We start from the raw sequence: 17509 nt of genomic DNA, 5'->3' as shown, positions 1-17509 counted from the left end.
TTTTTGTCAAAAAACTGAATGTTGCTATTCAATCGTTTAATGGATTTGGTTTCAACCTGATTTATGCAAACGCCCTGTGATTTTCTGGAAAATGCAGCGGCCTGGCTTGAAATTTTCTATTAAACCTGTATACCTTAAATCTCTATTGCAATAATTTCGTTTTGGATTTCACAGTGACGCAAAGACACGAGCACATGACCTCTTCTTTATCTGCTTCAATTACCGAACAACAAACATTAGTTTTACAACCAGAACAAACTCTTACCTCAGCCTTCGAACAAGCCGAAATTCAAACGACACTTAATAACACCCGCTTAACTCCGGAACAGCTGACCCATATTCCCGATCTGGACAAAATTCCGGCCTCCACCAAACGGATTAAACCTTTAAATAATTTTCTGGGTCAGGATCGCGCCCGCGCTTCAGTAGAAGCCGGCATTGCCTTGCCGTATTCCGGCTATAACATTTTTGCGGTCGGTACGGCAGGACTGGGTAAACGCACTATGATCCGGCGTTTACTGCAACAACATGCCAAAACCATGGCCACGCCAAATGACTGGGTGTATGTCAATAATTTTAAAAACCCGCGTCAGCCCATTGCCCTGCGACTGCCGGCCGGTCAGGCACCAAAATTCCAGACCCAGCTGCATCAGAGCTGGCAGACCATTTTAAAACAGCTGGAACGCCGTTTTAGCGCCGAAACCTATCACAACCGCATTGAACAGATTCGCCAGCAAACTGGCGATGAACAGCAACAGGCCCTCATTGAACTGACCAAAGAAGGTGAAACGCTGGATTTAAAACTGGTCTCGCGCAATGACGAGCACTGCTTTATTCCGGTGCAGTTTAAAGATGACCAGCTGCAGGAAATGACCCAGGAAGATGTCAATGCCTTAAGCAGCAAAGAGCGCGCCGAAATTGCCGCCAATATGCGCTATATGGATAAAAAACTGGAACGTTTGGGTCTGCATCTGGGCGATCTGGAAGATGATGCCCGCGATCGGGTTCAGGTCCTGAATCGTGACATTGCCAAACAGGTGGTGATGCCGCGGATTGATTTATTGCTGAATAAATTTTCAGAGGTTCAAGGGCTTGAAGACTATCTGAAATACTATGCCGAAGACATTATCAACAATGTTGAAATGGTGCTGGAACAGGAAGAAGATGACTTCACTCCGGCAGTGTTTAGCCGGGTGCCAGCGCGTTATCAGGCCAATATTGTTGTCACGCATAAACCGAATTCGGGTGCGCCGGTGATCTTTGAAGATTTCCCGACCCACTACAACCTGCTCGGTCATGTGGAACAGATGACCCAGAACGGCACCATCACCACTGACTTCACCTTAATCCGTTCCGGTGCCTTACATCGTGCCAATGGCGGTTTTTTAATTCTGGAAGCCGAACAGTTACTGGAACAGCCTTATGCCTGGCAAGGGCTGAAACGTGCCTTGAAATCGGGCCAGCTAAAACTGTCCTCACTGGAACATATGCTGACTTTAACCGGCAGTATTTCGATTGAACCGGAATCAATTCCCCTGACCTTAAAGGTCATTCTACTGGCCGAGCCGGAAATCTATTATGAAATTCTGGAAGTCGAACCAGAGCTGGGCAGCGTCTTTAAAATCCGTGCTGACTTCACCGATACATTACAACGTAATGACACCAATGAGCAGGCTTATATGCAGCTGATTGCTGATTATGTTCAGGCTGATAAACTGCTGCCCTTTGACCGCTCTGCCCTGGCTGCGCTGTTAACCGACTCGAGTCGTCTGGCCGAAGACCAAAGCTCGTTGTCCTTACATGCGCTAACGCTAGGTGATCTGATTCGGGAATCACATCATCATGCCGTACAAGCCGGCAAAAAAATGGTGTCAGAAGAACATATCAACATGGCGCTGGATCATCGCAAATATCGCTTAGGCTATTTACGTGAACTGTACTGGCAAGACCTGTCACGCGGCACCCAGCTGATTGAAACCAAAGGTCATCGTCTGGGTCAGATCAATGCCCTGTCCGTGATTCATTATGCCGATGTCGAGTTTGGCCTGCCTTCGCGCCTGACGGCATCGGTCTATCAGGGCGGCGGCGATATTCTGGATATTGAACGCAGTGTTGAATTGGGCGGCTCGCTGCATGCCAAAGGCGTGCTGTTAATGTCCAGCTTCCTGAAAGCCCATTTTGGCCGCGAACAGATTCTGCACTTCTCTGCCGCACTGGCCTTTGAACAGAGCTATGGTCAGGTCGATGGTGATAGCGCCACCGTTGCGGAACTGTCTGCCCTGATTTCAGCAATCAGCCAGTTACCAATTGATCAGTCCTGGGCCATTACCGGTTCCATGAACCAGCTGGGTCAGGTGCAACCTGTTGGCGGCGTCAATGCCAAAATTGAAGGCTTCTATGATGCCTGTAAATTACAAGGTTTAACCGGCAAGCAAGGCGTTATTATTCCGCGTCAAAACATGCAGCATCTCATGCTGCGTAAAGATGTGATTGAAGCGGTGCAAAAAGGCGAATTCCATATTCATGCCATTGATGTGATTGATCAGGCGCTAGAAATTCTGATGGCGCGTCCGGTCGGTAAACTGGACAAAAAAGGCCGTTATAGCAAAGGCTCGATTTATGACATGGTGATGGCACAGCTTGAATACTGGCAAGCCATTGAAGATGGCGCAGAAATTGAAGAGGAAGAGCCAAAGAAAAAGAAAAAAGCCAAGAAAGAAAAAAAGGCCAAGAAAAAAGATCAGCCTGCTGAAGCAGCAATTGAGGCTATTCCGGTAGAAGATGCCCGTAACCAGACTGGCTCATAATGGCCGGTCTAAAAAAGAAAAAAAGCGCCGAAAGGCGCTTTTTTATACGACTGAATTAAGCTTCAGGCGCTGGGCTGTACTGTTCAACCAAAGGCTGTAACTCACCTTTTTGGAACATATCCAGCATAATATCGCTACCGCCAATTAACTCGCCATTGATCCACAATTGCGGGAAAGTTGGCCAGTTGGCAATTTTCGGCAAAGTTGCACGAATATCCTGGTTTTCAAGAATATTCACATAGGCAAATGGACGACCAATTTGACTGAGCGCTTCTACTGCACGAGCTGAGAAACCACATTGTGGGAATTGCGGTGTGCCTTTCATGTAAAGAAGAACTGCATGTTTAGCAATTTGGTCACGAATTAACGCTTCGGTATCGCGTGCTTGTTCAGTCATTGATAAATCCTCAACTAATCTGTTTTGCATTATACCGAAAACACAGCAAAACAGTATGCTTAAAGCAATATTTCCATTTTTATTTACATTTACACTTTCAATCGGGGGCAGATTTTGCTTATATAAGTTTTTTCCTTTCTTTCTTACAGATAAGAGTTAGTCATGAACAACGTTACCCTTGCCCCTGTGCAAACTGATCAACCGTCTCATTTGATGCCCGTCTTCGGCCGTCAGCCGATCAGCTTTGTCCGCGGCCGAGGCGCTTATCTGTACACTGAAGATGGCACCGAATATCTGGATGCCCTGACCGGTATTGCAGTCTGTGGTTTAGGTCATGCTCATCCGGAAATTGCTGCTGCCATCGCGGATCAGGCCGCGACCCTGATTCATACCAGCAACCTGTTTGAAGTGCCTTGGCAAACTGCCGCTGCACAAAAACTGGCAGAAGTCGCTGGTATGGAAGAAGTCTTCTTCTCTAACAGTGGTGCAGAATCGAATGAAGGTGCCATTAAAATTGCACGTAAATTTGGTTATTTACAAGGCATTGCCAATCCGAAAATTATTGTCGCCGATCAGTCGTTCCACGGCCGTACCCTGGCAACCCTATCTGCCACCGGCAATAAAAAAGTCCAGGAAGGTTTTGCACCGCTGGTAGAAGGTTTTATCCGTGTACCGTTTGGTGATGTTGAAGCCATTGAAGAAGCCGCCATTCAGTATCCGGACATCGTCGCGATTCTGGTTGAGCCAATTCAGGGCGAAGGCGGTGTTAATACCGCGCCTCAAGGCTTTAGCTACCTAGAAGATATCCGCCGCATCTGTAACCAGCACAACTGGCTGATGATGCTGGATGAAGTGCAAACTGGTAACGGCCGTACCGGTAAATATTTTGCCTATCAGCACACCAATATTGTGCCAGATGTCTTAACCACTGCCAAAGGCCTGGGCAATGGCTTCCCGATTGGTGCAGTGATGACCCAAGGTCGCGGTGTGGGTGTACTCACTGCCGGTAACCATGGTTCAACCTACAGTGGTACTGCCCTGGGGTCACGTGTGGTCTACACCGTGATTGATATTATCCAGAAAGAAAATCTGGTCGAGAATGCCGCAAAAATGGGTAGCTATATTGTTGAGCAGCTACGCAACCAGCTGGCTGACCAAAATGTCAGCGTGCGTGGTTTTGGCCTGATGATCGGGATTGAATTACCTAAAGCCTGCGCAGAACTGGTGGATATTGCCCGTGATGAATACAAACTGATTGTCAATGTGACCGCCGGCTCCGTGGTGCGTTTACTGCCAACCTTGAACATTAGCCAGGAACAGGCCGATCAGCTGGTTGAACGTCTGGTGAAAATGATCAAAACGTTCCTGGCTTAAGCCGCGTGTTGATCTCAACAGATCTCAATCTGCATAAAAAAGCCGCATGATGCGGCTTTTTTAATTTCTGAATTGTTATATTTTATGAGGCTTCCTGGTAAATTCTGCCGCCAGGTAACTGACAAAAATACTGTTTTAAAGCATCCAGACAACGATGCACTTTCATTGGCTGCTGCTCACGTTTTGGCGTAATCGCATACAATGTAAAGGTCGGCAATTTCCATTCAGGTAATACTTCGACCAAAGAACCGTTAATTAAATCTTTTTGTACATCTAGATATAAAAGTCTCGCGATTCCGTGCCCTTGTAAACATAATGATTTGGCAATCAGAACATTATTTGTGGTGAGGCGAGAGCTCATGTCCAGTCCGACCACTTCACCCGTACTGGCGTGATGAAATGAAAAACTGGCATAATTTTTCATCAAATTTACTGGAATCAGGTCATGATTTTTTAAATCTTCAGGACGTGACACCGGTGTGGTCTGGTTCAGATAACTTGGTGATGCCACCAGAACCTGCTCAACGCGCGCCAGTGGCACTACATTCAGCTGACTATCTTCAATTTTTGAACTCATGCGCAAAGCAATATCAATCCGACCTTCAATCAGGTCAATAAACTGATTGTCTGCTTCGACATGTATGGCTAGGCCACGATGGGCTGACATCCAGTGCGACAATGCCGGAATGACATGATTCGCACCCAGTTCCGGGGTGGTTGCGATACGCAAATCACCTACCAGGTCATCGCGTAATTCATTAATGCGTATTTTACCACGCTCCGCAGCGGCGAGCATTTCCTGACAGCTGTGGAAAAAAGCTTGTCCAGCTTCAGTCAAACTCAGTTTTCGGGTGGAACGGTGTAACAGCGTTACTTCCATTTCATTTTCCAAAGAACGAATTTGCTGACTTACAGCACTTGTGGTGATACCGAGTTCACGCGCAGCGCCACTAAACGAGCTTTTTTCAACAACACAAGCAAATACACCCATTGCTCGAAGTTGATCTAACATAAATTTCCCTCTGAACTTATGAGATGCTCCTACCTTTGATAAAAGCAACTCATTGTATTATACGGTGAAATTTACGTTTTGCACTTAAAAAAATTAATTTATTGGTAAAACATTAGTCGGGTTGATCGGCTTGCCATCAAGGCGGACCTGGAATTCCAGCATGGTGCGGGTGGTGCCCGATGAGCCCATTTCGGCAATTTTCTGCCCTGCTGCTACATTTTGTCCACTATTCACGTTAAGTTTACTGTTGTGTGCATAAGCGGTGATATAGCCATTAATATGCTTAATTAACACCAGGTTACCGTATTCTTTCAGGCCATCTGCGGCATACACCACCTGCCCGTCTGCAGCTGCAAAGACCGGATCACCAACATTGCCGCCATAACGAATCCCTTTCACATTCGACGCTAAATTGAAGTTTTCAATTACTGCACCATTGGATGGTTTCACCCAGCGTAAAGAACCTACGGTAGAACTCACTGTCGGCGCCGGAGTAGTGGTTCGTGGTGTGGTTGTGGTCGTCGTGGTCACCGGTGCGGTCGGTACTGGCGTAGTTTTTGGAATAGCAATGGTCTGACGCTGGATTGGTGCTGGCTGCGTTACCGGACGCGTCGTGGTGGTACGCGGTGCACTGCCACTTTTCAGACGAATCGACTGGCCCACATAAATCCGGTACGGCGCGGCAATATCGTTCATTTCCGCAATACTGAGATAACTTAAACCATAACGTGCTGCAATGCCGCTTAAAGTATCACCTGAGCGTACGGTATAGAAATTTGGCGCAGCCGCATAACGTGCAGAATTATGTACTTGAGGTTTAGACGCACAGCCACTGATGATGAGCGTAGAAATAACGGCTGTAGATACAAATAAAGTTTTCAACAATGTTGTCGGTGCTGCAAATAAACGACCGTGTGACACCAAAGGCATTAATCTTCCTCTCTACATCTTAAATGTAATTATTGAACTGCGCTAAGATTAACAAAAAAGCACCGAAAAAGAGTTTCAGACGGTACTTTTTCACAAAGTTATAACATTCTTTACAGGGCTGGACTCAAGCTGTCATGCAGATGCCCCAGAATATCGTAATTGGTCGCATCCATCTGAATTGGGGTGATGCTGACATAGCCATTGGCCACAGCAAAGAAATCCGACTGGATTTCACCCACATCTTTACGCGGGTCTGCAACGGCTTCTCCGGCCAGTCCAATCCAGTACACCTGGCGACCGCGCGGATCGACATGGCTGGTAATCGGTTTAGATTGACTGCGACGGCCCTGATAGGTAATTTTTGCGCCTTTTAATTCCGCCACATCTGGAATATTAATATTCAAAATGTGGCGTGGCGGCAAGGTTGGCAAGCCGTTGGCAATAAAATCATGCACCCACTGCGCGGCAACTGCATAATCGGCCGGATGCTGATAAGCTCGGACATTAGGGCCAGCCAGTGATACAGCTATGGCCGGCTGCGTCATTAAACGCCCTTCAAAAGCAGCACCAACGGTACCTGAATACAGTACATCATCACCCAGATTGGCGCCGCTGTTAATCCCGCTCACCACCAGATCAAATTCAAAATCAAACAGGCCATTCATAGATAAATAGACACAGTCTGCCGGAGTGCCATTCACCGCCCAGATATCTTCAGCAATCGGAATTGGACGTAAAGGACGATCTAAGGTCAAGGCACTGGAAAACCCGCTACGCTCACTTTCTGGCGCGACAATTACCACACGGCCCAAAGGTTTTAATGCGTGTGCAAGCGCCTGGATCCCTGGCGCAAAAACGCCATCATCATTGGCAATTAAGATATTCACAAATTTACTCTTCAAATTAAATAAATGACCGGTCAGCACATTTCATTGAAATATAATGAGAAGTATATATATTTAGTGTCGAACTTCCATCAATAAAAAGTGTGTATAACATGATTCGTCGCTTATCTGTACGTCGTTTACTGGGGCTTGGTTTTGCGGTAATTCTCTCTCAAGCGGTCAATGCTGAAGGCTTGACGGTAGAAGAAGCCAATACCATTGTGAAAGAAGACATTGCTGCCGCTCAGGTGATGGCTGAGGTTTGTCCGGCCATTATTGGCAAAAACGCCAAACTGGATAGCAATATTCAGGCTTTAATTGAAACTTACCTGGCAGACTTAAAAGGTCAGACTTTAAGCTACAGCGCACTGCAGGCCGATGCAGAATATAAAAACATTCTGATTGAAGCACGTGATGCTGCTAAAGAAACCACGGCAGATGAACAGAAAACTGTTTGTCAGGATGCTGCTGCAATCGAACTTTAAGTTTGCGCTGACACACCATCTTCACATCAAGAGTAATCAGCATAGGTTGATTGCTCTTTTTTTATTGCATTTCTGATTTGGCTTTTTAATTTTGAGTGTGTGTCAGCCTGCTCAGATACACTTCTTTTCTTTTCATTCTGTCAAAAATCATTAAGCTTATGGGCATGTGGTATTTTTAAGTTTTAGGTCTATTTTTTTATGTACACTTCCCAATTAAAAACGAAATCTTTGCAACTTCTGGCTGGTATCGCCATTACTTTGGGTTTGGGGCAAACCGCACTGGCACAGAATGAAAATATTGAAGTCACACCACTTCAAAAAGTCACCCAGCAGGAACTGGCAGCCATTTATGTATTATCTGAAGTGTGCCCAGCGTTAATTCAGGACAAAGACCAGACTAAATTTAATCAGGGCTATGCCAAACTGGCCAAAGAATATATGCCGGCAGAAAAAGATCCGGTTGCAGCTTTACAAGCCCTAAGCAAGCAAAAAAGTTTTAAGCCGATGCTGGTTGAAGCACAGGCCGATGCCAAAAAAGCGGGAAGCCAGAAAAATAAGGCCATTTGCCAGGAATTGACCGCGTACAGCAAATAAAACTATTTGGTTACAATACTTTTTCCGATAAGCCGATTTCTCCCATAGAAGTCGGCTTTGCTTTATCCTAAAATGCTAGGCTCTTCGTGCTTACATCAAGATATAGGAACCCACTAGAAATGACCCAAAAAACTGCCCTTGCTGCATTATTATTAGTTCCTAGTTTTAGCTTTGCAGCAACTGTCCTATCTGCACCACCAGAATTGAATAATAAATCCTACGTGCTAATGGACTACGAGACAGGGCAACTTCTCGCTTCAAAAAATGAAAATGAAAAATTAGCCCCGGCGTCAATGACCAAGATGATGACCAGCTACATCATCGAACAAAAACTATTGAGCGGTGAACTCACTGAAGATGAACAAGTGCGCATGAACGAGTCAGCATGGTGTCGCGGCAGTAGCGCGGAATCATGTATGTATGTTCCGCTGAATGGCACTGCAACTGTACTTGAAATGCTGCGTGGAATTATTGTTCAGTCGGGTAATGATGCCTCTAAAGCCATGGCGGAACACATTGCCGGCAATGAAGGCACCTTCGCACACATGATGAACGAAGAAGCCAAAAAAATTGGCATGACCAATACCCAGTTTATTAACTCGACCGGTATGCCAGCAGACGGCCATTATTCAACAGCCAAAGATATGGCAACCTTGGCCCAGCACATCATTAAAGACAGTTCTAAATATTATCCGATTTATTCAGAAAAAGAATTTACCTTTAATGGCATCCGTCAAGGCAACCGTAATGCCCTGCTCTATACAGACCCAAGTGTTGATGGTTTAAAAACCGGCCATACCAATGAAGCCGGCTACTGTTTAACGACTTCTGCAAAACGTGGCCCAACGCGTCTGATTTCTGTGATTTTTGGTGCGCCAACCATGCAGGAACGTGCGACACAAACACGTGAATTGCTGGCTTGGGGTTATGCCAACTTTGAAACCAAAAATGTACAGCCTGCAAATCAGGTCCTGGCCAAATCTAAAGTCTGGTTTGGTCAGTCGGATGAAGTACAAATTGGTCTGGCTGAAAACTTTAATGTGACCATGCCTAAAGGCAAAGCCAATGAAATTAAAACGCAATTGGTGGTTCAGCCGAAATTGACTGCGCCGCTACAAAAAGGCCAGGTCATTGGTAAATATGTCGCAAGCCTAGATGGTAAAGTAATTGCAGAAAAACCACTGGTGGCTTTAAACGCAGTTGAAGAAGCTGGCTTCTTCTCGCGCCTCATTGACCATATCAAGCAGTTCTTTAGCAACCTGTTCTAAGTTTAAAGCACGACTTTAGACTTAAGTGAAGGTACTCATTCAGCGAATGGGTGCTTTTTCTTTTATACTATTGTCTTGATCATTCCACTTTTACGAGCAGATCACTATGAGTCAGAACATTCGTCCTTATTTAGATACCCATCCACAGATTGAGGATTCCTGTTATATCGACCCGATGGGCGTGGTCATTGGTGATGTGGTTCTCGGCGAAAATGTCTCGGTTTGGCCGTTTGCCGTAATTCGCGGGGATGTGAATTCTATTCGTATTGGTAAAAACTCCAATGTGCAAGATCATTCAATGTTGCATGTCAGCCATAAAAAAGCCGACAAGCCAAATGGTTCACCTTTGATTATTGGTGAAGAAGTGACAATAGGACATCATGTAAAATTGCATGGTTGTACGATCGGTAATCGTGTTCTGGTGGGTATTGGAACCATTATTTTAGATGATGTCATTGTTCAAGATGATGTGATCATTGGTGCAGGTTCTCTCGTGCCGCCAAACAAAGTCTTAGAAAGTGGTTACTTGTATGTTGGAAGTCCAGTACGAAGAGTCCGCCCACTGACAGAAAAAGAAAAAGCTTCTTTAACCTACTCTGCACAATATTATGTGAAAGTTGCAGCGAACTATTCAAATCCTTCAAATTAAAAAGCATCTTTAACAGCAGAAGTTTTTATTTCAATTTCTGCTGTTAAATCAATAAGGCAATTAAATCATTAAGGCTGTCTTTTTTATAAGATTGATTAAACCGCCATTTTTCGTCTTTCTGCTATTTTCATGCCTAAAATGACGCTTTTCATAAGGCGTTCACTGGCTTGAATCACGAGCTCTTCACTTTGTTCAATTGCTTGTTGTAAAGACATAGGGCTAGACATAATTGAGCTGATTGCATGAATCCCAATGTCATAAACACATTCGGCATCGTGTGCAAGCGTACCTGCCAATGCAATAACAGGTTTATTAAATTGTGCTGCTCGTGCTGCAACCTCAGCTGGTACTTTACCTTTAAGCGTTTGGCAATCAATCGCACCTTCTGCTGTAATAATTAAATCTGCACGCTTAATTTCTTGATCTAAATCATAGCCCAGTAAATCTTTACCCAACAACACATCAAACCGAGGACAAAGTTGAGCACCAATAGCAGCAAGACCGGCACCTAATCCACCCGATGCACCTGTACCCATTCCGTAAGCAAAATCAAAATGTGAAATAGCATTTCTATGATTCATTTTTAGTTGTTCAGCCCAATGTTCAAAGCCTTCTGACAACTGTTTTACTTGTTGTGCAGATGCTCCCTTTTGGGGGGCAAATACAGGTGCGACTCCTTTGGGACCACATAAAATATTAAACGGATTCAGGGCTAAAATAAGATTAATCTGATAGTCATGTAATTGAGGAACAAGACCTGAATAATCAATTTGATTCACTTGATTTAAATACTCACCACCATAAGGAATATCACGTTGTGAGTGATCTGTGATTTTGACACCGAGTGCCTGTAATGCCCCCATTCCACCATCACTTATACCTGAGTCCCCACAACCTAAAATGATCTTTCTTGCCCCTTCATTTATTGCAGCAATGATCAGTTCACCCACGCCATAACTGGTGGTCTGCATAGGATTGCGTTTATCAAAGGGAATTAATTTTAGACCTGCGGCTGCAGCAACCTCTATAACGGCAATATTAGAAAATGCACCACCCAACATTGCAAAATGGGCATCAATGGGCTGACCTAAAGGTCCTGTTACTGTTTTATTGATTATTCTTCCATAAGTTTGCTGTGCCAATATAAACGCAGTATGTTCACCACCATCTGGAATTGGAATTGCACGAATTGAAGCTTGAGGTAAGGCTTTGGATATTCCAATTTTTATTGCTTGAGCAACTTGGGTTGCGGTTAATGATTCCTTAAAACCACTGGGTAAAATTAATATATTTTCTAAAACGTGAGCACTCATAAGAAATCAAACTATTCAGGCTATAGCAATAACGGCATACCCAATAATGGCCAAATCAATAGAGAAAAAATAACTAGCAGCACGAACATCAAGGGTGCTAAATAAAAACTTAATTTAAGTAAATCGTCCGCATTAAACATAGACTGTGTTTCAGTTTGATGAAAAATTGCAATTGGTTTTGCAGATGATGTGAGTGAATGACAAAAACCTGCGGCAGCTGTTGAAATAAATGCGATGGCCACAGGAGAAACTTGAAACTGGGGTGCAAGCGAAATCGCAAGCGGTATAAGCACAACTGAACGTGCCGAACGTGACTGAATCAATACATGTGCAAACAAAGAAATAATGATCATTAAACAAATGAACGTGATCGATGCACTCGGGTGCTGTGTATCAAACCTTGAAAAAATTGAATGAGTCAATAATTGGGTTGCACCACTCTCAATTAATGCCGCCCCCATTGCTAAGGTTGCAGCCATGAAAATGAGTAATGCCCAAGGTACTGTTTTCACGGCTTGAGAGAACTTAATACACCCCACACTTGGTGTCACCATTAATAAAGCACCGAAAATGGCAACCATGGTGGCAGATATATGATGCAATGGCTCAGTCAACCACAAGCCAAGAATCATAGCTAAAATACAAATAATACGCTTTTGCAATGCAGATAATTTTTGTCCTGCACTTTCTTCATGACCATCTACCACGCTCAAATGGCTTAAATTTAAGGGCTTCGATCTGTCTTCTTTGCTCGTAAATAAACTTAAGATGAGTTCGGTACATGCCAATGATGACACCAACGCAAAAGGAAAGCCTAACCATAGCCAACTAAGTAAACTAAATGCAGGATATTCCTGCTCCACTAAAATTTGGTTGGTAATTAAATGAGCCCCGGCACCTAAGTAGGAGCCAATTGCACTCAACAATATGATAGATGGGCACAGCAATGCCAATGCTTTAAGAATTTGTGTATGGTGTTTCAGAATCTCTACCAGACCCAGAAAAATAGGCAAGATGATTGCCGCACGACCTGACGTAGATGGAATAATAAATGCCGACAGTACAATAAAAATAGTGAGCAGATAACACAGCATTCGGGTGTTATGTGCATATTTTAAAAGTTGAGTTGCACAATACGATGCTAGCCCTGTTTTGACCACACCTGCCGCAATAATAAATGCTGCAATGAGCAGCCAAATCAGATCTTGTCCCCAAGCTTGGTATAGATGTTCTTCGGTTAAGTTGCCAGTTAAGATCAGGGCAAACACAGCTAAAAGTGCAATATAAGTTTCTTCGAGTTTGGTGCAGATCCACAGCCATGTTGCTGTTAAAAACACACCTATGGTCAAAATTGCATTTTGCTGAACCTGATCTAAATTGAATGCGCTAAAGGCTAAACCAACATAAATGACCAGTAGTGGAGTAACTGACCATAATGGAAAACGGAGTAATGAAGCATTGAACATCTGATGTCATACGTTCTATTGTTTGGGTGGCATTTGACCACAATTTAAGTCAACATCAAAATGCTATTTAAGTTTGAGATGTGAGTTTTGACAACTCTTTGCATATATATTTTAGTTAAAAATAACAAGGAGTTAATAAAAATTATAGACATACCAATTATATTACTATTATTTGATGATTTTACCATTTAGATGGCTTTGTTGCACAAAGATTTCATAACTATATGATTTTAGAAGTTTTGATTATTTTTTGATCCAAAATTAAATTTATTTAAATCAGATGCTTACATATTTATGCAACAAAGCCGTTTTTAGAACACACCTTTCGCGTCATTAATTGACGTCTAAATTGCATAGCCACATCCCCCTAAATTTTGTAGAATATGCGTTTTACCCCATGGTGCTTTTTTATGACCGCTTGGACTGCGCATGTGACTGTTGCCACCGTTGTTGAAAAAGACGGTAAATTTCTGTTCGTAGAAGAACAGACTGAAGGCGTTACACATACCGTCTTTAACCAGCCTGCAGGTCATGTAGAAGCCGGTGAAACCATTATTGAAGCAGCGGTTCGCGAAACCCTGGAAGAAACCGGATACGATGTACGTATTCAGGCTTTACTGGGCATTTATACCTATACTCCGCCCATGTTTCCAGATCGTACCTATTACCGTTTCTGCTTTCTGGCCGAAGCCATTCACCATCATGCAGATGCACAGCTAGACACTGGTATTGTCCGTGCCGTCTGGATGAGCCCGGATGAACTGCTTGAATCGGCCCGCGCCCGCAGTCCTTTGGTGATTAAAGCCGTACAGGATGCTCAGACCGGACAAAAATATCCTTTATCGCTCATTTACGAGCACCAAAATTCTCCCTTAATTCATAGTGTGGATGCCTAATCCTATGCAACAACGTGTCATCGTCGGTATGTCAGGTGGTGTAGATTCTTCTGTTTCTGCAGCACTCCTCCTTCAACAAGGTTATCAGGTTGAAGGATTGTTCATGAAAAACTGGGAAGAAGATGATGGCACGGAATACTGTACAGCCATGGAAGATCTGGCCGATGCCCAGGCCGTATGCGATAAAATTGGCATCAAACTGCACACTGCCAACTTTGCCATGGAATACTGGGATCGGGTTTTCGAGCATTTCCTGGCAGAATACGCAGCCGGTCGTACCCCTAACCCGGATATTTTGTGCAATAAAGAAATCAAGTTCCGTGCGTTTTTAGATCATGCCATTAACCTGGGTGCTGACTTTATTGCCACAGGTCACTACTGCCGTCGTGGTGAAACCATGACCAACTCTAAAGGTGATCAATATGCACCTTTATTGCGTGGTGTCGACAACAACAAAGATCAGACTTACTTCCTGCATGCAGTACATGGTCGTGAAATTAACAAGACCCTGTTCCCTGTCGGTGAAATTGAAAAGCCACAAGTACGTAAAATTGCAGAAGAATTGGGCTTGGCGACTGCAAAGAAAAAAGACTCCACTGGTATCTGTTTTATTGGTGAACGCCGCTTTAATGACTTCTTAAAACAATATTTACCCGCACAACCCGGAAAAATCGTGCTGGAAGATGGCAAAGAGGTTGGTGAACATCACGGCTTAATGTACTATACGCTCGGTCAACGCGGTGGTATTGGTATTGGCGGCATGAAAGGTGCAGCTGAAGGTGCCTGGTTTGTACTGCATAAAGATGTAGCCGGCAATCGTCTGGTGGTTGGTCAAGGTCATGATCATCCACTGATGCAAAGCACGATTCTGTGGAGCGAATCCATTGACTGGGTCGCAGGTGAACAGGATATTCCTGACACCGGTTTCCGCTGCACGGCAAAAACCCGCTATCGCCAACCTGACCAAGACTGCGTATTATTTAAAGATCCAGAAACACCAAATGGTGTACGTGTTGAATTTGATCAGCCACAACGTGCAGTAACACCAGGTCAAAGCGTGGTGTTCTACGCAGGTGAAGTGTGCTTAGGGGGTGGCGTGATCCATCATACCAATGCCCCTCACCCGGATTTTGTTTAAAGGATTGTTTCGGCATGACAGAGTTACCGTTTCAACAGCCTCGAACTCTGAATGTTCGCCAGAATCGTGCTTTGGCCCTCGCTGCTGTGTTTCAGGCCACGCAGCTGACCCATATGACCGCACTGACTGGCCGACAAAGTATTGGCGATAGCGGTAACTTTTATCTGGAGCGCCTGATTCAGGCCAGCCTGAATATCCGTCCAAGTAATAATCAGAATGGCCAAACCTTAGACTTTTTTAGTCAGCTGGCCGATATCTCCCTTGGTTTAAAAACCCTCGAAAATAGCATTACCCATCCGTTTACCACCTCACCCAAATCCAGATTACCGAAAATGTCCAATGCCAAGTTGCCGATGTCCTATGCCATGGCGCTGCTGCAACTGGAAAAGAAAGTCTATAGTAATCCGCAATTTGTTGAAATTATTGAGCAATCCCAGCAAAAAATCTTAAAACAGCTGTCCTTTTTTGATAATAACTATTTACATCCAAGTATTCTCGCCAATCTTGCCCAAACCTATGTTGATACTGCTGGACAGATTAATCCGCGGATTATGGTGCGTGGCAATGCCGAGGCCTTTAAAGATTCTGCCCATACCAACCGTATTCGTGCCTCGCTATTTACCGGCCTGCAAATGGCACATTTGTGGCGTCAACTCGGTGGCAGCTCATGGGCGATGATTTTTAGCAAACGCAAACTGCTTCAAGATATTCAGGATCTTGCCCGTTTACAGTATCAGGTGGTCTGATCTGTACGGACATTTGTTTTAGGTTTAGTTCCAAAGTTTAAGGAATCGTTATGAACGCTTTAACTGCACTTTCTCCATTAGATGGACGTTATGCGAGCAAATGTGATGCTCTTCGTCCTTTCCTTTCTGAGTTTGGTTTAATCCATGCTCGTGTGACTGTTGAAGTGCGTTGGTTACAAGCGCTTGCGAACCGTCCGGAAATTACTGAAGTCCCAGCTTTTTCTGCAGAAACCAATGCGGCCTTAGATGCGATTGTGGCAAATTTCTCTGAAGAAGATGCGAACCGCATTAAAGAGATTGAACGTACCACTAACCACGACGTTAAAGCGGTTGAATATTTCCTGAAAGAAAAAATCGCCAACATCGACGAGCTGAAAAATGCCGGTGAATTCATTCACTTTGCTTGTACTTCTGAAGACATCAACAACCTGTCACACGCGTTAATGCTGAAAAACGGCCGTGATGTACTGGTTGCATCTATGCAGCAAATCATCGACGCAATTGTGGCGCTGGCTGAAAAACATGCTGATCAACCGATGTTATCTCGTACTCATGGTCAAACAGCAAGCCCAACCACTTTGGGTAAAGAAATGGCTAACGTAGCTTACCGTTTAGCTCGTCAAATCAAGCAATTCAACAATGTTGAACTGCTGGGTAAAATCAACGGTGCAGTGGGTAACTACAACGCTCACCTGTCTGCCTATCCAGACATCAACTGGCCTGCACATTCACAAGCATTTGTTGAATCTTTAGGTTTAACTTTCAACCCGTACACCACGCAAATTGAACCGCATGACTATATGGCGGAACTATTTGATGCGCTGCGTCGTTTCAACACCATCTTAATCGACTTTAACCGTGACGTTTGGGGTTATATCTCGCTGGGCTTCTTCAAACAAAAACTGAAAGAAGGCGAAGTCGGTTCTTCAACCATGCCGCACAAAGTCAACCCGATTGACTTCGAAAACTCTGAAGGTAACCTGGGTATTGCCAATGCTGTTCTTGCGCACCTGGGCGAAAAACTTCCAATTTCTCGCTGGCAGCGTGACTTAACCGACTCAACTGTACTTCGTAACATGGGTGTTGGTTTTGCACAGAGCTTGATCGCATTTGAAGCCTGCTTAAAAGGTATTGGTAAACTAGAACTGAATGCTGACCGTATTCTGGAAGACCTGGACAATGCACAAGAAGTATTGGCTGAACCGATTCAAACGGTTATGCGTCGTTACAACGTTGAAAAACCATACGAAAAATTAAAAGCGCTGACTCGTGGTCAAGCGATGACTCGCGACATGATGGTGAGCTTCGTCAACGGTAACGAACTCGAAGCTGTTCCGGCTGCGGATCGTGCACGTTTAGCTGAAATGACCCCTGCGTCTTACACCGGTAATGCCGCTGAACAGGCAAAACAAATTAAAGATTTGATTGCTAAAATCTAATGAAATGATTTGAGTTTTTCACAACATCTTCTTTCTTCCTCTGGAAGCAACATAAAGAGGGTGTAATTTTGAAAAACTCAGCATCAAAAAGCGAAGCTCCGGTTTCGCTTT

16 protein-coding genes are annotated in these 17509 nt (G+C 44.3%); 10 read left to right on the top strand and 6 right to left on the bottom strand.

The window, feature by feature from the left end; all coding sequences use genetic code 11:
* Nucleotides 1–194: 194 nt before the first annotated feature.
* Nucleotides 195–2807 carry a Lon protease family protein gene (locus tag ACPEPR_RS02990; RefSeq protein ID WP_216075273.1) on the top strand — a complete coding sequence of 871 codons (2613 nt, stop codon included), beginning with the start codon at nucleotides 195–197 and terminating at the stop codon, nucleotides 2805–2807.
* A gap of 55 nt (nucleotides 2808–2862) precedes the next feature.
* On the opposite strand, the gene grxD is transcribed toward ACPEPR_RS02990, so the two are convergent.
* Entirely contained in the window at nucleotides 2863–3204 is a 342-nt protein-coding gene (grxD, locus tag ACPEPR_RS02985; RefSeq protein WP_005176812.1) for a Grx4 family monothiol glutaredoxin, read from the bottom strand.
* Between the two features lie 162 nt (nucleotides 3205–3366).
* Here grxD and ACPEPR_RS02980 point away from each other — a divergent pair, with 162 nt between their 5' ends.
* Nucleotides 3367–4578, top strand: coding sequence for an aspartate aminotransferase family protein (locus ACPEPR_RS02980; protein ID WP_005176809.1), 1212 nt, complete (start codon nucleotides 3367–3369; stop codon nucleotides 4576–4578).
* Nucleotides 4579–4660: 82 nt separating this feature from the next.
* Here ACPEPR_RS02980 and ACPEPR_RS02975 read toward each other — a convergent pair whose 3' ends face one another.
* From ACPEPR_RS02975 to surE, 3 genes are all read right to left on the bottom strand, one after another.
* Nucleotides 4661–5590, bottom strand: coding sequence for a LysR family transcriptional regulator (locus ACPEPR_RS02975; protein ID WP_005176807.1), 930 nt, complete (start codon nucleotides 5588–5590; stop codon nucleotides 4661–4663).
* A 93-nt stretch (nucleotides 5591–5683) separates the two neighbouring features.
* A complete protein-coding gene (locus tag ACPEPR_RS02970; RefSeq protein ID WP_045795088.1) occupies nucleotides 5684–6520 on the bottom strand; it encodes a peptidoglycan DD-metalloendopeptidase family protein in 837 nt (278 codons plus the stop codon).
* A 110-nt stretch (nucleotides 6521–6630) separates the two neighbouring features.
* The gene (gene surE / locus ACPEPR_RS02965) at nucleotides 6631–7407 is read right to left on the bottom strand and encodes a 5'/3'-nucleotidase SurE (RefSeq protein WP_075174788.1); all 777 of its coding nucleotides are present in this window, start codon (nucleotides 7405–7407) and stop codon (nucleotides 6631–6633) included.
* A gap of 110 nt (nucleotides 7408–7517) precedes the next feature.
* Between surE and ACPEPR_RS02960 the strand changes: the two genes are divergently transcribed.
* The 4 genes from ACPEPR_RS02960 to ACPEPR_RS02945 all read left to right on the top strand — a co-directional run bounded on the left by ACPEPR_RS02960 (nucleotide 7518) and on the right by ACPEPR_RS02945 (nucleotide 10400).
* Complete coding sequence (locus tag ACPEPR_RS02960) at nucleotides 7518–7889, top strand: MCR_0457 family protein (RefSeq protein ID WP_005176804.1); 372 nt, start codon at nucleotides 7518–7520, stop codon at nucleotides 7887–7889.
* Between the two features lie 198 nt (nucleotides 7890–8087).
* Entirely contained in the window at nucleotides 8088–8483 is a 396-nt protein-coding gene (locus tag ACPEPR_RS02955; protein WP_016658407.1) for an MCR_0457 family protein, read from the top strand.
* 119 nt (nucleotides 8484–8602) lie between these two features.
* Entirely contained in the window at nucleotides 8603–9751 is a 1149-nt protein-coding gene (gene dacC / locus ACPEPR_RS02950; RefSeq protein WP_160241460.1) for a D-alanyl-D-alanine carboxypeptidase PBP5/6, read from the top strand.
* Nucleotides 9752–9857: 106 nt separating this feature from the next.
* A complete protein-coding gene (locus ACPEPR_RS02945; RefSeq protein ID WP_423561903.1) occupies nucleotides 9858–10400 on the top strand; it encodes a gamma carbonic anhydrase family protein in 543 nt (180 codons plus the stop codon).
* 95 nt (nucleotides 10401–10495) lie between these two features.
* Here the strand turns inward: ACPEPR_RS02945 and ACPEPR_RS02940 are convergent, their stop codons facing one another.
* Together ACPEPR_RS02940 and ACPEPR_RS02935 are read right to left on the bottom strand one after the other, a co-directional pair.
* Nucleotides 10496–11713 (bottom strand): glycerate kinase, encoded by a 1218-nt coding sequence (locus ACPEPR_RS02940; RefSeq protein WP_423561902.1) that lies wholly within the window; start codon nucleotides 11711–11713, stop codon nucleotides 10496–10498.
* Nucleotides 11714–11733: 20 nt separating this feature from the next.
* A complete protein-coding gene (locus ACPEPR_RS02935) occupies nucleotides 11734–13179 on the bottom strand; it encodes an SLC13 family permease (protein ID WP_423561901.1) in 1446 nt (481 codons plus the stop codon).
* Nucleotides 13180–13589: 410 nt separating this feature from the next.
* On the opposite strand from ACPEPR_RS02935, the gene ACPEPR_RS02930 reads away from it, so the two are divergent.
* From ACPEPR_RS02930 to purB, 4 genes are read left to right on the top strand one after another with little or no spacing between them, the layout of a single operon-like run.
* A complete protein-coding gene (locus tag ACPEPR_RS02930) occupies nucleotides 13590–14075 on the top strand; it encodes an NUDIX hydrolase (protein ID WP_005176771.1) in 486 nt (161 codons plus the stop codon).
* 4 nt (nucleotides 14076–14079) lie between these two features.
* Entirely contained in the window at nucleotides 14080–15213 is a 1134-nt protein-coding gene (gene mnmA / locus ACPEPR_RS02925; protein WP_075166642.1) for a tRNA 2-thiouridine(34) synthase MnmA, read from the top strand.
* Nucleotides 15214–15227: 14 nt separating this feature from the next.
* Nucleotides 15228–15959: a high frequency lysogenization protein HflD gene (gene hflD, locus ACPEPR_RS02920; RefSeq protein ID WP_423561900.1), complete on the top strand. Its 732-nt coding sequence runs from the start codon at nucleotides 15228–15230 to the stop codon at nucleotides 15957–15959.
* A gap of 50 nt (nucleotides 15960–16009) precedes the next feature.
* A complete protein-coding gene (gene purB, locus ACPEPR_RS02915) occupies nucleotides 16010–17398 on the top strand; it encodes an adenylosuccinate lyase (RefSeq protein WP_075166641.1) in 1389 nt (462 codons plus the stop codon).
* The last annotated feature ends 111 nt before the right edge of the window (nucleotides 17399–17509 follow it).

It is taken from the genome of Acinetobacter sp. AND/436, from assembly GCF_049546925.1.
GTDB lineage: Bacteria > Pseudomonadota > Gammaproteobacteria > Pseudomonadales > Moraxellaceae > Acinetobacter > Acinetobacter indicus.
The sequence above is the reverse complement of the archived record's forward strand: the minus strand, read 5'-3'. Positions and strand labels throughout refer to the sequence as shown.